Raw genomic sequence first — 14121 nt, forward strand, 5'->3', positions numbered from 1 at the left:
TTATTTCGTCGCGGCCAGCAGCTGGACGAAATGCGCCAGCTCGGCAGGATCCATGTCCGACACGATCGCCGCGTTCTGACCGCCGAGCCTGACTGCCTCGATCCGGTAGCCGGTTTGCCGCAGGGCATCGCCGGGTAGGGTGGCGGAGTCCGGCAGCACGAACACGTCGATCAGATGCTGGCCGTGGCGGTAGACGAGCGCGGGCACACGCAGGTTGCCGGCATAGTCGATGCGCCCGCCGACGAGGGCGAAACCCTGTTCGGCGAAGTCGTGCACCGCGGGTGCGATGCCGATCTTGCCTTCGAACCAGGGCTTGACCGTGTGCCGGTCGGTCGAGATCACGTCGACCGGCGAGGTGGCGGCGAGCGCGCGCCAGTGGCTCGCGAACAGGTCGCGTGCGAGTTGCGCGCTGGCGGACGCCTGTGTGGACTCGGCGTTGCGGTTAGTCGAGTTCCATAGCGAGACGGCCATGCCGCCGGCAGCGAACGCAAGCACCGTCGATGCGGCGTAGGCGAGCCAGCGCGGCGGATGCGCGGCGGCGCGGCGCGCGGAAGCCGGAGCCTGCACATCCAGTTGCGCACCGGCGAGTTTCTCGATGCGCTTGCGCAGCAATTCCGGAGCGGCATGGCGCGGCGCATCGCGGCGCAGCGTGGTGCGCAGCGCATCGAGTTCGATCAGCGCGGCGCGGCAGTCTGCGCAGGTATCGAGGTGTGTTTCGAATTCGCGGCTCGCGGCACGGTCGAGTTCGCCGTCGAAGTAGAGCGGCAGGGTGTCTTGTGCGGTCCTACAGTCCATGCGTCACCTCGCTGGTCACAGCGGTTCCGGCCAGGGCTTTCTGCAGCAGCGCACGGCCGCGCGCCAAGCGCGACATCACGGTGCCTATGGGCGTTTGCAGCACGTCGGCGATCTCGCGGTAGGAGAGTTCCTCGATCTCGCGCAGGATCAGCGTTTCGCGGAATTCGGTCGGCAACTCGTGCAGTGCGCGCGTGATGAGTGCGCGTCGTTGCGCTTGATCGAGGCGGTCCTCGATTTCGCTGGCTTCGCTGCGCGGCAGCAGTTGTGCGCCGCCGCCGCGCGCAGCATCGTCGTCGTTCGACACGCTGTCGATCGAGATATTGCGCACATCGCGATTGCGCGTTTCGAGCCGCGCCAGGCAGCAGTTGCGCACGATCGCCAGCCACCACGCGCGCGCGTTGCCGCCGGCGTAGGTGTCGGCCGCGCGCGCAGCACGCAGGAATGCGTCGTGCACGGCGTCGGCCGCGTCGTGTTCGTTGCCGAGCAGCCAGCGGCCGAGGTTGTAGGCCGCGTCGAGATGACACAGCGCGAGTTCGCCAATCCAGACGGGTGCTGCCGCCGCGGTCACTGCATCGAGCCTCGATACGGGTTTGCTACTGCTTGCGTACGTGCACGACGCCGGTCATGAACGGATGGACGACGCAGAAGTACTCGAAATCGCCTTCCTGAGTAAAAGTATACTCAAACTTGTCGCCGGTATCCATGGCCTTGGAGTCGACGCTCCTGTCCTTGGCGGTGACGGTGTGAGGGACTTCGTCGCGGTTGGTCCAGACGATCCTGGTGCCGGGAGCAACGGTGATCTCCTTGGGGGCGTAGGTGAACTTGGTGATGTCGATGGTCGGCGTTGCCGGGGTGGGGGTGGCGAGCAGCGACGGCGTGGCGAAGGCGATCGAAAAGGTCGTGACGAGAATGGCGGCGACGCGGGCAGGCGTCGCGGCAAGGCGGGTGGTGAATTCGTACATATATATGGGCATCCGAGAATGAGGCTTGTGCGCCGGGTGATCAGCGATCGAGCGGGCGGTCGATCAGCGCCAGTTCGCGATGCCCGCGCACGACGCTGAGCTGGCGGACGCCAAGGCGCTTGCCGAGTTCGCCGGCCGGCACCTTGAGCGGTCCCGGTTCGCCGATGCCTTCCTGTCCCGGAGTCGGCAGCGGGTAGGCGAGCGACATGGCGGTGTGCAGGGCGACGTTGCCCTCGACCTTCTGCAGCACCTGGTGGATGTGTCCGTTGAGCACGGTGACCGAACCGAACGGACGCAGCAGGGCCATCGCCTGGTCGGCGTCGGCCGTGCCCCAGCCCCATTGCGCGTACACCGTCCACATCGGGATGTGCGCAAGCACGACGACGGGCGTGGAATGCGAGATGCGCGCCAGGTCCGACTTGAGCCAGGCGAGTTGTTCCTCGCCGAGCGAGGTCATCGTGCCCATCTTGAAGTTGAGCGTGTTGGTCAGGCCGATGAAATGCACGCCGCCCTGATCGAAGCTGTACCAGCCTTTGCCTTTGCCGTCGTGGTCGAAGAACTTGAGGTAGCCGGTGAGGCCGTCGTCGATCGTGTCGTGTTCTCCGGGCACGGTGTGCAGGCGGTCGACCTTCAGCTCCTGGAACAGCTCGCGGGCCCGACCGAACTCGTCGGCCTTGGAGAGGTGGGTGATGTCGCCGGTGTGCAGGATGAAGGCCGGCGCCTGCGGCAGGGAATGGATGTCGGCGACGGCACGACGATAGGATCCGACGATGTCGGGGTTGGCGGGCTTGTTGAAGCCGAAGTGGGTGTCGCTGATCTGGACGAAGGTGAGCGCATTCTTGGCGGCGGCGGCGGTCTTGCCGTCGGTGGTGGCGCCGAGCGCGCGCGGTACGCCGCCGGCCACGGTCCAGACCACGGCGGCGCCAGTCCAGGCGGCGAGGCAACTCAAGGCTTTGCGGCGATTCGGGTCATGTCTGTCGTTGATCGCGAGGGGCGGGGTTTTGTCGTTCGTATCCATGGTGGTTTCCTGGTGGCGGGTGAGGGACTCGACGTACAAGATCGTGCGCAGCACGGTTTTATTCCCGGCATGCGATAATTACTGGAATCGCCAACAAGCGGCGTTTGCAGTGACAAGTTCCGGCGTTCGAGAGGCAGAGCCGATCAACGCCGGGAATGGCCCCCGACCTGCCGGATGCTTCCGATGACGAACAAGACGATTTTGAACGATGCCCACCGTGCGCTCGGCGCGAAGATGGTCGATTTCGGCGGCTGGGACATGCCGCTCAATTACGGTTCGCAGATCGAGGAACACCATGCCGTGCGCCGCGACGCCGGCATGTTCGACGTCTCGCACATGACCGTGGTCGATCTGCACGGCGCCAACACGCGGGATTTCCTGCGCCATCTGTTCGCCAACAGCATCGACAAGCTGAAAGTCCCGGGCAAAGCGCTGTATTCATGCATGTTGAACGAGCAGGGCGGGGTGATCGACGACCTGATCGTCTATTACCTAGCCGAGGATTTCTTCCGCGTCGTGGTCAACGCGGCCACGCACGATAAAGACTTGGCCTGGATCGAAAAGCACGCCCCCGCGTTTGGCGTCAAGGTCACCGAGCGCAAGGACCTGGCCATGATCGCCGTGCAAGGGCCGAACGCGCGGGCCAAGGTGCAATCACTATTGAGTCCGGGCACGCGCGAGAAGGCCGCCAAGATCGGCAAGTTCGTCGCCTGCGAGGGCGACGGCTTGTTCATTGCCCGGACCGGCTACACCGGCGAGGACGGTTACGAGATCATCGTGCCCGAGGCGCAGGCCGTGGAATTGTGGAACAGGCTGCTCGCCGCAGGTGTCAAGCCGGCGGGCCTCGGCGCACGCGACACGCTGCGCCTGGAGGCTGGCATGAATCTGTATGGTCAGGACATGGATGAAGCCATCACCCCGTGGGAAGCGGGCCTCGCGTGGACGGTCGCGCTCGACGAAGGCCGCGACTTCATCGGTCGCGCCGCATTGGAAAAGCAAAAGGCCGCTGGCGTCGCGCGCGCGATGGTGGGCCTGGTGATGGACGAGAAAGGCGTGCTGCGCCACGGCCAGCGCGTCGTGACCGCGCACGGCGACGGCGAAATCCTTTCCGGCACGTTCTCGCCGACTCTCGGCAAGGCGATCGCGTTCGCACGCGTGCCCGCTGGTGCGCAGGACGGCGTGAGCGTCGATATCCGCGGCAGGCTGGCGCCGGTGCGCGTCGTGAAATATCCTTTTGTAAGGGACGGCAAACCAATCGATGGCGTTTGACCTCACCCCGCCAGTTCGTGTGTAGAATCGGCATCGTGAAATTCGACATCGCAGCATTGGACCTCGCAATAATCGACATCTAGGAATCTCGGTCATGAACGAAATCCCCGGCGATCTGAAATTCATGAAGTCCCACGAATGGGCACGCATCGAAGACAACGGCACGGTCACGGTCGGCATCTCCGATCATGCCCAGGGCCTGCTCGGCGATTTGGTCTACGTCGAGTTGCCCAGTGTTGGCGACGAGGTCAAGGCCGGCAACGCCTGTGCCGTGGTCGAATCCGTCAAGGCGGCATCCGACATCTACGCGCCGATCTCCGGTGAAGTGGTTTCGGTCAACAGCGCGCTCGCGGACAAACCGGAAACGATCAACGAAGACGCGTTCGGTGAAGGCTGGATCTTCGTCGTGAAACCGAGCAACCTTGCCGAAGAATCCGAAGAGCTTCTTGATCCGGATGCGTACGCCGAGCTGATCGAAAACGAAGAACACTGACGCGAACGCATGCGTGCTGTGTCACGCGCTGCACGAAATAATCTTCCAGAATTTTCCTCGCGCGCATCGTCACCCGATGCGCGCGATGCGTTTGCGGGTTCGAAAAAGTTGCGCAATTTTGCGCAATCACTGCGTTCGATCACGCGTTTTTCACCTCGGGAAGAAATATTTTTTTAGGGGCAACAGCGCCGGCCAGGCGGTGATATTCGAGGGTCTCGCGCCTGGCCGGGCTGTGTCCGGCATCGTGAATCGAAAGATACGTGCGCATGGTTGTTGTATTGCGGATGACGCGAGTGTCGTTGCGTCACGAAGACAGTGCGATTGCTTGCAGCCCGCATGTTTGCTGGGGTTGCGCGCCATCTTCCAAAATGGCGGGATGACATCGGCCTGTGTTTGTGGATTGGGATGAAAGACGTATAGGCGTCTAAATCAGATTGGACTTTGTGTGCTCGCCAGTGATTTGTGGCGTAGCCATCGCGCTTGCGTTGCGTGTTTCGCAACCGCGGTTTGCCTGGGACGGGTTGCAAAAACCTGTTGACAGGAAAAAAAACCGGGAATAATTTTTGCCCCGGCGTTACACGCGCATTGCAGGATTTATGGCGGGAGCGAAGTTCGTACAACCTTACATTGAGCACGGCCACAAATCTGTCGCCGTGAAAAAAGTGACGGTGTCGATACCGCTTCACGTGCTCAGACTTCTCTCCGATGAACGTACACGCCGGCAAGTGAACAACCTCAGGCACGCAACGAACAGCGACCTGCTGTGCGAAGCGTTCCTGCACGCTTTTACTGGGCAGCAACTACCCACTGACGAGGAGCTAAGACGCGATATGGCTACGAAGAAAGCTGCAAAAAAGAAACCCGCTAAGAAGGCCGCCAAGAAAACCGTGAAGGCCAAGGCCGCCAAGAAGACCGCTCGCAAGACCGCGAAGAAGAAGTAAGACTTCGCACCTTGTAACCACTTGCAATACCAGGCTCCTTGCACGGCTGACGGAACAGCCTGAGCCGACCGGATGAGGAACCCGCATCCGGAAATGTCCTGAAGCCGGGCGCAAGCCCGACTTCACGACCGGAAATGCCAAAGCAATAACTTTCAGCAGTACGGTTCACTCTCCCTGTGACTTGCCCAGCGCAGGGAGAGTCCTTAACCCCAGTTCTCATATTCCCGGTTTCTTCTGCAGACCACACTGTGATGCAGTCGCTGGTTTGCGCATCTCGGCATGCCTAGTCTCGATATCCCTTCATCGGAGATTGGTGCGTGCGCAAGATCATTGTATCGCTGCCGGCAGTGCTTTGGTCCGGCATCGTGGCCGCTGCCGCGGTCAATGTCGGCGTCGATCTGACCGCCAACGTGCATCCGTTCAGCCCGCTGATTTTTGGCGTGGCCTACGGTGATACGTCCCGCAACGCGCAGATGGGTTACACCGTGGATCGCTGGGGAGGAAATTCGACCACGCGCTACAACTGGCAGACGGATTTTCACAACACGGCGAACGACTATTACTTCGAAAACATCCCGGATTGCACGGCGCCGACCTGCGCCGGCACACCGCCCGCCGGCAATTCCGCCGACACGTTTGTGCACGGCGCGTTTGGCGCGGGCGCGCAGCCGCTGCTGACGATTCCGACCATCGGCTGGACGCCGCGACCGGACAGTGCGAAGCAGCATCCCTACACGGTCGGCTTTTCGGTGGCGAAGTACGGCGCACAACAGTCAGTCGATCCCTGGGACACCAACGCCGGCAACGGGTATCGCACCAACGGCACGGCAATTACCGGCAACGATCCGGCGGATACGTCGGTGGTCGCGCCGCCATCGTTCGAACAAGGCTGGATCGCGCATCTGCAATCCGCGTTCGGCATTGCGGCGAACGGCGGCGTGAAGCTATACACGCTAGACAACGAAGTGATGTTGTGGAATTCCACCCATCGCGACGTGCATCCTGCTCCGGCGACGTACGACGAAATCTGGAGCAAGACCGTCGCCTACGCGAGCGCGATCAAGCAGCAGGAGCCAGGTGCGCTGGTGACCGGACCGGTGACGTGGGGCTACTGCGATCTGTTCGGTTCGGCCGCGGACAATTGCGTGGACGGCACCGATCGCCTAGCCCATGGCGGCCTGCCGTTCGTGGCCTGGTACCTGCAGCAGGTTTGCGCGAACCCGTTGTCCGGCGGCAAGCACCTGGTTGACTATCTCGATCTGCATTATTACCCGCAAGGCACCAACGTATCACTCAGCGACGCCGACGATCCAGCGACCGCCCGCGTGCGGCTGCGTGCGCTGAAAGAGCTGTACGATCCAACTTGGGTTTCGGAATCGTGGATCGCCAACCTCGGCGATGCCGACGCCAACCATTACGACAAGCCCGATCTGATTCCGCGGGTGCGCGCCTGGATCAGCCAGTACTGTCCCGGCACCAAGCTGGCGATCACCGAATACAACTGGGGCAACGACGGTACCGTGAGCGGCGCCGTGGCGCAGGCCGAAGTGTTGGCGATCTTCGCTCGTGAGGGCGTGGACATGGCCACGCGCTGGATTGCGCCAGCTGCCGGCACGAACGCCGAGAAGGGTTTTTCGATTTTCCTGAACTATGACGGCTCCGGATCGAAAGTGCTGGGCGATAGCGTCGGTGCGACCAGCGCCAATGTCGACCAGATCGGCGCCTATGCCTTCCACGGCGATGCCCGTACGTTCGTGCTGCTGACCAACAAGGACAGCGTCGCCCATGATGTGTCACTGACCTTCAATACCCCTCATGTGGCGGCGTGGAAACTGTACGGCTTCACCGGCGCGACGGCGCTTGCACAAACCGGCAGCGGCAGCATGAACAGCCCGTCGCTCACCCTGACCGCGTTACCGGCGCTATCGGCCAGTTTGCTGGTAGTGCCAGACAATGACGAAATCTTCAAGGACGGTTTCGAGTAGTGCATCGGGCCGGCCTGGCCGGCGGGAAGCGAGTGCGCATTTGCGACGGCCGTCACAGTGAGTTACCTTTGCGCTTACCGCACTGTGGCCGTGTCAGGGGGCCGAGATGCCCGATGACGCGGTTGGCCGGAAAGTTGCAAGCAAAAAAGCGCGGTTTCTTTTCCTTCAGCGGACGATGCGATCATGGCCGACAAAGTACCCAACACGTTTCCCGCGGCTTCCGGCGTGGTCCGGTTTCTTGCGGTCGTCATCCCCGGCCTGATCCTCGCCGCTTGCGGCGGCAGCGCGCCGCCACCGGCCGCTCCGGCGAAACCGGCAGCACCCGCGATGGCGACGGCAACGCCGGCAGCATCGGGAACCGCAGCAACGCCTGCACCCGCCCCGGAGATGACCGAGGATCAGTTGCTCAAGGCCGCCAACGCCGCGTTTGGCGAGAAACGCTATGTTGCACCGCCGGGCAACAATGCGGTGGAGTACTACCTGCAGGTCCTCGCCAAGGATCCGAAAAACCACATTGCCGATTCTGCGTTGCGCGAAATGTTCCCATTCGCGACCGGCGCGGTTGAGCAGGAAATCAACGGCGGCAATCTGGACGAGGCTTCGCGCGTCATCGATGAATTGGCCAAGTTCGATCCGAGCAACTACACGCTGACCATCCTGCGCGGCAAGCTCGATGCCAGGAAGAAGCAAGCCGACCATGACCAGCAGGTCGCCGCGGCTGCGGCAACTGCGGCAGCAGCCAAGGCCGCGGCGGATCAAAAGGCCGCGCAGGCTGCGGCGACTCCGGCGCCGGCCGCTGCGCCGCCGCCTGCGGAAAGACCCGCATCCACGCCCGCAGAGAAGCCTGCCGTGGTTACCCCCGCACCTGCGCCGGTCGCCGCCGCACCCGCGCCGGCGCCCGTGACGAGTCCAGCGCAACTGCTCAAGGCGGTGCCGCCGACGTATCCGACCGACGCATTCCGCTCCGGCCGCGAGGGTTGGGTGGAAGTGGAGTTCACGATTACCGCGGATGGCTCGGTAACCAATGCCAAGGTCGCCAATGCCCAGCCGAATCGAGTCTTCAACCAGGCCGCGCTGGAGGCTGTGCGCCGCTGGACGTTCAAGCCGCGCATGGTCGATGGCAAGCCGACCGAAGAACAGGCCACGCGCAGGATCGAATTCAAACTCAACAAATGAACGCTGCGTGCCGCGGCGATACGGTGGCACGCTGCGGCACCGGACCGGTCAATCGCGCAGTAGAGCCTGCCTGACTTCCGCCAGTACGCGCCGTGATTGCGGCGCCCAGGCCTCGACCTGATTGAGTGCGAGCAGTCGCTTCACGGCCGGCGCATGATCGTGCGCGTTCAGGTATTTGGGCAAAATGCCGCTCGCGTCGGACAACAGCAGCAGCGCCAGGCCATGGGTGTCGTCCGCGTGCGCGGCGGACTGGAGCAACTGCAGTGCTTCGTTTCGCGCCTGCACCGACCGCAACGGATAACGCAGGCGTTTGCGCAGGCGCCAGTCGCGAAATTCGATGCGGTGCACCAGGTCGCGGCGGAACAGCGCGTCCAGTATTTTCGGCGGCAACGGGGCCATGCTGCGCGTGATCAGGTCCATGGCTTCGGCGACGGTTGCATTCTTCCCGCCCAGCAGTTCCATCGCCTCGCTGAGCAGAGGATGATTCAGCGGCATTTGCGAATCAGCGCGCAGGCGTGTGTCGTGCAAGTGCACGCGTTCGAGCGCCGCCAGGTCGACCAGGATCGCGGCAGCAACCAGTTCGCCGGCATCCAGCCCGCGGCGCGGCCACGACAGCATTCCGGTGCGCGGATCACAGGCAATCAGGAAGAAGTGTTCGGCGATCAACATTCCCATCTCCCGCCGTCGACTACTGAGCACCCCTGCTGGCCACAGTGTGCCGCGAAGAGCGCAAGGATTCCAGTCCCGCCCAGTCCACGGCGTGCAGGCCGAGGTAGCGATCCAGCAACATCGGCATCAGGCCGCTGGGCAGGGCGCACTCGCAATTCCACAGCATCACCGCACCAAAGCGGTATTTGGGGAAGAACGCGATCATCGAACGATAGCCCTGCACCGCGCCGGCGTGGAAGATCAGGGTCTGTCCGGCGTAGTCGTACACGCGCCAGCCCAACGCGTACTGGGCATCATCCAGGCGCGCGCGGCGCCACGGCGTGGCGTGACGCTCACTCGGTGTTTCGACCAGCGGGGTGTGGACCGTGTCGAGAAGTTCCTGCGGCAGCACATCCGTGCGCCCGCCCATCTGGGCGATCAGCCATTGCGTCATGTCGCGGATCGAGGCGTTGACGCCGGCCGCGGCGGGCACGTGGTAATACGCTTCCTTGATCGGTATCGGCGCCCAACCGTGACCGTGGCGCGCGTGCGGTTGGGCCCAGTCACGGCTTGCTTCCAGCGCCGCGCGGCCGTAGGTGGCATCGGTCATTCCCAGTGGATGGAAAATGCGCTTTTCGACCATGTGATAGAAAAAGTCGCCACTGACCGCGTAGGCGATGTCGCCGATCAGTGCGAACGTGATGTTCTGGTAGCCGTAGCAGTCGCCGACATCACAAGTCATGGGCACGTCGCGCAGCTTGTCGACCAGTTCTTCGTAGGGTTCTTCCTGTTCGAGCAGACGGTCGTAGGTGTTGTGCGGCAGACCTACGCGCTGGCTCAAGATGTCGCGCACGGTAAGTTTGTCGCTGGCCTCGATGTTCTTCAGCTCGAACGTGGGCAACACGCCGGCAACGCGGGTGTTCCAGTCGAGCATACCCTCGTCGACGAGCATGGCGGCCAGCGCGCTCGCGAATGCCTTGGACAGCGAAGCCAGGCGAAACGGCGAGTCCACCGTGATGCGCGCGCCGGTGCTCGCGTTCGCGTAACCGATGCCGCGTTGCAGGAGAACCTTGTCGTCCTTGACGATCGCGACAGCCATGCCGGAAATCTGTCCCGAGGCATCGACCTGGTCCATCCACTCGCCGAACTGCTTGGCGATGGCTTGCGGGTTCGTGGAAACGTGCACGCCCTGGTCGGCGCTGCGATGAACCCACTTCTCGCGCACATCGCGCGCATTGGCTGCCGTCGCATGCGCGACGAGCATGAGCAACGCCAGTGTTGCCGGCGTACGCAGGTGAAACATTCGATGAATCCCTCTTCCGGAACGTCCGCACGGCGGCGGATTCGGCCGTGCTATGCTTTTCGCACGGGGCGTCATGGTAACGCCAAATCGGAGCACAAGTGTTATGGGTACGATAATCTTCCTGGTCGTCGTTGTCGCCATCGTGTTCTGGCTGGTCGGCATCTACAACGGCCTGATTACGGCGCGCAACGGCTACAAGAACGCGTTCGCGCAAATTGATGTGCAGCTGCAACGCCGCTACGATTTGATTCCAAACCTCGTGGAAACCGCCAAGGCGTACATGGCGCACGAGCGCCAGACGCTGGAAGCCGTAATCGCGGCGCGCGGCGCGGCGATGGGCGGGCTGGCCGCGGCGAAGGCCAATCCGGGCGACCCGCAGGCAATGCAGCAGCTGAGCGCCGGCGAGAACCAGCTGACCGGAACGCTCAAGAGCCTGTTCGCGGTGTCCGAGAACTACCCGGACCTGAAAGCGAACCAGAACATGATGCAGCTCTCCGAAGAACTCACCTCGACCGAGAACAAGGTCGCGTTCGCGCGCCAGGCCTACAACGACGGTGTGATGTACTACAACAACAAGCGCGAAGTCTTCCCGAGCTCGATCATCGCCGGGATGTTCAACTTCGCGCCGGCCACGTCGTGGGAAGTGGAATCGCCCGAAGCGAAGAAGGCGGTCAAGGTATCGTTTTCCTGATCCCGGTTCCGGCTGACAGCGGCGGAGTGCGGCGATGAATTTCTTCGCCCAGCAAGAGCGCGCCCGCGCACACACCAAGCGCATGCTCGTGCTGTTCGTGCTTGCGGTGGCGTGCATCGTCGCCGCGCTCGACTTCGTGCTGTTCCTCGCGTTCGGTTCGTCCGGGCACGGCGTGCATCCCGGCATCGGCGCGGTGATGTTCTGGAACAGCGTGCTCGTGATCGGCATCATCGGCGCCTGTTCGATGTACAAGATCACCGCCTTGCGCGGCGGCGGCGGCGTGGTCGCGCGCCAGCTCGGCGCCACCTTCGTCGAGCCGACCACAACCGATTTCGCGCACAAGCGCCTGCGCAACGTGGTCGAGGAAATCGCCATCGCCTCCGGCGTGCCCGTGCCCGAGGTCTACGTGCTCGAAGGCGAATCTGCGATCAACGCCTTCGCCGCCGGCTATACGCCTGCGGATGCGGCGGTCACGGTGACCCAAGGTTGCCTGGACAAGCTCAACCGCGAAGAATTGCAGGGCGTGATCGCGCACGAGTTCAGCCATGTGCTCAACGGCGACATGCGCCTGAACATTCGCCTGATGGGTGTGCTGTTCGGCATCCTCGTGATCGGCATCATCGGCCGCAAGATCGCGGCGAACAGCGGGCGCAGCCGCGATTCGGGCTATGCCGTGCTGATCGGCATCGCGATCCTCGCCATCGGTTACATCGGCGTGTTCTTCGGCCGCCTGATCAAGGCCGGCATCTCGCGCCAGCGCGAATACCTGGCCGACGCTTCGGCCGTGCAGTTCACCCGCCAGACGACCGGCATTGCCGGAGCGCTGAAAAAGATTGGCGGCTTGGCAGATGGCTCAAAACTGGCCAGCGGGGAGACCGAGGAAGTCGCGCACATGCTGTTCGGCGATGGTGTCGGCTACTCGGCGCTGTTCGCCACGCATCCACCGCTGCATTTGCGCATCAAAGCCATTGATCCGGCGTTCGATCCGGTTGAACTCGACGCCATCGCCAAGGCCTGGTCGAATCCGGTGCCGGTGGGCGAGTCCGACGGCGCACAGGTCTCGATCTCGGGTTTCGCCCCGGCACCCATCGCGTCCGCCCTGGCGACTGCTGCACCGGTTGCGCCTGCCGCGGAAGCGGTCCTGCCGCAAGCCGACGCGCAGATTGCGCTTTCGGCGCAAAAGGTGGTCAAGCAAGTCGCGCATCCCGGCAACGACGACTACCAGACTGCCGGCGCCATCCACGGCACCATTTCCGACAAGCTGCGCGCGCTCGCCTACATGGGCACGCGATGCCAGCAAGTCGTGTTCGCGCTTGCCGTCGACACCGACGCGACGATGCGCGGCAAGCAACTCGCGTTGCTGGAAAAGCGCTACGACGCAAACGTGCGCAAGGGCGTCGAGGAAATCCTCGTCGACACCGACACCTTGCATCCGATGCAGCGCCTGCCGCTCGCCCAGCTCGCGTTTCCGGCACTGCGTCGCCAGCCACGACCGCAATTGCAGACCTTCCTGGTCGCGCTCAACGAACTGATCCAGGCCGACGGCGAGGTGCATCTGGAGGAGTACTGCCTGGCCAAACTTGTCGGCGTGCAGGTCATGGATGCGCTGGATCCTTCCAAGGCGCGGCCGACGGGCTCGACGAAATTGACGACCTGCGCGTCCGAAGTGGCCGACGCTATTTCCATCGTCGCCGAGTACGGCTCCGACAGTGAAGCCGATGCCGAGCGCGCCTACCTCGTGGGCATGAACGAAGTGTTGCCCGACGACATCGCGCCCTATCTGCAGCGCGAGGAATGGATCGTGGCTCTGGATCGCGCCTTGCCCCTGCTTGACGCGCTCGCGCCGGCCGGCAAGGAACTGCTGGTGCGCGGCTTCACTGCCGCAATCGGCGCCGACGGCAAGGTCAGCGTGACCGAAGCGGAATTGCTGCGCACCATCTGTGCGGCGCTGCACTGCCCGTTGCCGCCGCAACTCGACCGGGCGGCTTAAGCAGCTGCGATCATATCTGCCGCTCGTTCGGCGATCATGATCGTCGGCGCATTCGTGTTGCCGCCGGGCAGGCAGGGCATCACCGAGGCGTCGACGACGCGCAATCCGGCGACGCCGCGCACGCGCAGTTGCGAATCCACCACGGCCTGATCGTCGTTGCCCATGCGGCAGGAGCCGACCGGGTGGTAGACAGTCTCGGCCTTGCGCCGGATGAAGTCCGCCAGACCTGCGTCGGTCGTCACTGCCGAACCCGGGAAGATTTCTTCGCCACGATACGCATCGAAAGCCGTGGCGGCGAAGATTTCGCGTGATAGCTTGGCGCCTTCGATCATGGTTGCAAGATCGTGGCCGTCGCCGTCGCTCAAATAATTCGCGCGAATCTCGGCTTTCGCCGCCGGATCGGCGGATTTGAGCCGGATCGTGCCGCGGCTGCGCGGGCGCAGGTTGCAGGCATGCAGGGTGTAGCCGTAGCCGGGCAGGCGATGGCGGCCATGGTCGTCGAGCAGGGCGGGGATGAAGTGCAGTTGCACGTCGCAGCGCTCGTCCGGCGCGAGTCGCGTGCGCACGAATGCGCCGCCTTCGGCGATGTTGGATGTCCCCGGCCCGTCGTGGCGCAGCAGGTATTCCAGCGCCACCGCCACTTCGTTGAGCCGGTCGTAGCTGACCGGCTGCGTGCAGTGCTGCAACGTGCAGATGTCCAGGTGATCCTGCAGGTTTGCACCGACACCGGGCAGATCGTGCGCCGCGCGGATGCCATGCGCGCGCAAATGATCGGCCGGACCGACGCCCGACAGCATCAACAGTTGCGGCGAATTGATCGCACCGCCGCACAGGATCACCTCGCGGGCTT

15 protein-coding genes are annotated in these 14121 nt (G+C 63.5%); 7 read left to right on the forward strand and 8 right to left on the reverse strand.

Features of this window, described 5'->3' with window-relative positions:
• From AC16HO_RS12310 to AC16HO_RS12325, 4 genes are read right to left on the reverse strand one after another with little or no spacing between them, the layout of a single operon-like run.
• Positions 1 to 795, reverse strand: coding sequence for an anti-sigma factor family protein (locus AC16HO_RS12310; RefSeq protein WP_395641705.1), 795 nt, complete (start codon positions 793 to 795; stop codon positions 1 to 3).
• Positions 785 to 1363: a sigma-70 family RNA polymerase sigma factor gene (locus AC16HO_RS12315; RefSeq protein WP_395641706.1), complete on the reverse strand. Its 579-nt coding sequence runs from the start codon at positions 1361 to 1363 to the stop codon at positions 785 to 787. The genes AC16HO_RS12310 and AC16HO_RS12315 overlap by 11 nt, the downstream gene beginning before the upstream one ends.
• 25 nt (positions 1364 to 1388) lie before the next feature.
• On the reverse strand, positions 1389 to 1757 hold the full coding sequence (locus AC16HO_RS12320; RefSeq protein WP_395641707.1) for a cupredoxin domain-containing protein: 369 nt from the start codon (positions 1755 to 1757) through the stop codon (positions 1389 to 1391).
• Between the two features lie 40 nt (positions 1758 to 1797).
• Entirely contained in the window at positions 1798 to 2829 is a 1032-nt protein-coding gene (locus AC16HO_RS12325) for a metallophosphoesterase family protein (protein WP_395641708.1), read from the reverse strand.
• 129 nt (positions 2830 to 2958) lie between these two features.
• Between AC16HO_RS12325 and gcvT the strand changes: the two genes are divergently transcribed.
• Positions 2959 to 4044: a glycine cleavage system aminomethyltransferase GcvT gene (gcvT, locus tag AC16HO_RS12330; RefSeq protein ID WP_484335448.1), complete on the forward strand. Its 1086-nt coding sequence runs from the start codon at positions 2959 to 2961 to the stop codon at positions 4042 to 4044.
• A 94-nt stretch (positions 4045 to 4138) separates the two neighbouring features.
• On the forward strand, positions 4139 to 4537 hold the full coding sequence (gene gcvH, locus AC16HO_RS12335; RefSeq protein WP_484335449.1) for a glycine cleavage system protein GcvH: 399 nt from the start codon (positions 4139 to 4141) through the stop codon (positions 4535 to 4537).
• Between the two features lie 139 nt (positions 4538 to 4676).
• On the opposite strand, the gene AC16HO_RS12340 is transcribed toward gcvH, so the two are convergent.
• Complete coding sequence (locus AC16HO_RS12340; protein ID WP_484335450.1) at positions 4677 to 4805, reverse strand: hypothetical protein; 129 nt, start codon at positions 4803 to 4805, stop codon at positions 4677 to 4679.
• A gap of 295 nt (positions 4806 to 5100) precedes the next feature.
• Here AC16HO_RS12340 and metJ point away from each other — a divergent pair, with 295 nt between their 5' ends.
• The 3 genes from metJ (at position 5101) to AC16HO_RS12355 (ending at position 8639) form a co-directional block, all read left to right on the forward strand.
• A complete protein-coding gene (metJ, locus tag AC16HO_RS12345) occupies positions 5101 to 5478 on the forward strand; it encodes a met regulon transcriptional regulator MetJ (protein WP_484335451.1) in 378 nt (125 codons plus the stop codon).
• 317 nt (positions 5479 to 5795) lie between these two features.
• Positions 5796 to 7463: a glycoside hydrolase family 44 protein gene (locus AC16HO_RS12350; RefSeq protein ID WP_484335452.1), complete on the forward strand. Its 1668-nt coding sequence runs from the start codon at positions 5796 to 5798 to the stop codon at positions 7461 to 7463.
• A gap of 183 nt (positions 7464 to 7646) precedes the next feature.
• Positions 7647 to 8639 carry an energy transducer TonB gene (locus AC16HO_RS12355; RefSeq protein WP_484335453.1) on the forward strand — a complete coding sequence of 331 codons (993 nt, stop codon included), beginning with the start codon at positions 7647 to 7649 and terminating at the stop codon, positions 8637 to 8639.
• A gap of 48 nt (positions 8640 to 8687) precedes the next feature.
• On the opposite strand, the gene AC16HO_RS12360 is transcribed toward AC16HO_RS12355, so the two are convergent.
• Both AC16HO_RS12360 and AC16HO_RS12365 read right to left on the reverse strand, forming a co-directional pair.
• Positions 8688 to 9308 carry a GPP34 family phosphoprotein gene (locus AC16HO_RS12360; protein ID WP_484335454.1) on the reverse strand — a complete coding sequence of 207 codons (621 nt, stop codon included), beginning with the start codon at positions 9306 to 9308 and terminating at the stop codon, positions 8688 to 8690.
• A gap of 19 nt (positions 9309 to 9327) precedes the next feature.
• Positions 9328 to 10590 (reverse strand): serine hydrolase domain-containing protein, encoded by a 1263-nt coding sequence (locus AC16HO_RS12365; RefSeq protein ID WP_484335455.1) that lies wholly within the window; start codon positions 10588 to 10590, stop codon positions 9328 to 9330.
• A 103-nt stretch (positions 10591 to 10693) separates the two neighbouring features.
• Here AC16HO_RS12365 and AC16HO_RS12370 point away from each other — a divergent pair, with 103 nt between their 5' ends.
• Positions 10694 to 11281: a LemA family protein gene (locus AC16HO_RS12370; protein ID WP_484335456.1), complete on the forward strand. Its 588-nt coding sequence runs from the start codon at positions 10694 to 10696 to the stop codon at positions 11279 to 11281.
• A gap of 34 nt (positions 11282 to 11315) precedes the next feature.
• A complete protein-coding gene (locus tag AC16HO_RS12375) occupies positions 11316 to 13271 on the forward strand; it encodes a M48 family metalloprotease (protein WP_484335457.1) in 1956 nt (651 codons plus the stop codon).
• Here the strand turns inward: AC16HO_RS12375 and AC16HO_RS12380 are convergent.
• On the reverse strand, positions 13268 to 14121 hold an 854-nt coding region (locus AC16HO_RS12380; protein ID WP_484335458.1), incomplete at its 5' end, for a GMC family oxidoreductase. The genes AC16HO_RS12375 and AC16HO_RS12380 overlap by 4 nt on opposite strands.

This window comes from Rudaea sp. (genome assembly GCF_057139185.1).

What these genes read in the sequence shown, in the direction of transcription:
- AC16HO_RS12310 (WP_395641705.1), bottom strand. Translation starts at nt 795, where the DNA reads ATGGACTGTAGGACCGCACAAGACACCCTGCCGCTCTACTTCGACGGC.
- AC16HO_RS12320 (WP_395641707.1), bottom strand. Translation starts at nt 1,757, where the DNA reads ATGTACGAATTCACCACCCGCCTTGCCGCGACGCCTGCCCGCGTCGCC.
- gcvT (WP_484335448.1), top strand. Translation starts at nt 2,959, where the DNA reads ATGACGAACAAGACGATTTTGAACGATGCCCACCGTGCGCTCGGCGCG.
- gcvH (WP_484335449.1), top strand. Translation starts at nt 4,139, where the DNA reads ATGAACGAAATCCCCGGCGATCTGAAATTCATGAAGTCCCACGAATGG.
- AC16HO_RS12340 (WP_484335450.1), bottom strand. Translation starts at nt 4,805, where the DNA reads ATGCGCACGTATCTTTCGATTCACGATGCCGGACACAGCCCGGCCAGG.
- AC16HO_RS12355 (WP_484335453.1), top strand. Translation starts at nt 7,647, where the DNA reads ATGGCCGACAAAGTACCCAACACGTTTCCCGCGGCTTCCGGCGTGGTC.
- AC16HO_RS12360 (WP_484335454.1), bottom strand. Translation starts at nt 9,308, where the DNA reads ATGTTGATCGCCGAACACTTCTTCCTGATTGCCTGTGATCCGCGCACC.
- AC16HO_RS12365 (WP_484335455.1), bottom strand. Translation starts at nt 10,590, where the DNA reads ATGTTTCACCTGCGTACGCCGGCAACACTGGCGTTGCTCATGCTCGTC.
- AC16HO_RS12370 (WP_484335456.1), top strand. Translation starts at nt 10,694, where the DNA reads ATGGGTACGATAATCTTCCTGGTCGTCGTTGTCGCCATCGTGTTCTGG.
- AC16HO_RS12375 (WP_484335457.1), top strand. Translation starts at nt 11,316, where the DNA reads ATGAATTTCTTCGCCCAGCAAGAGCGCGCCCGCGCACACACCAAGCGC.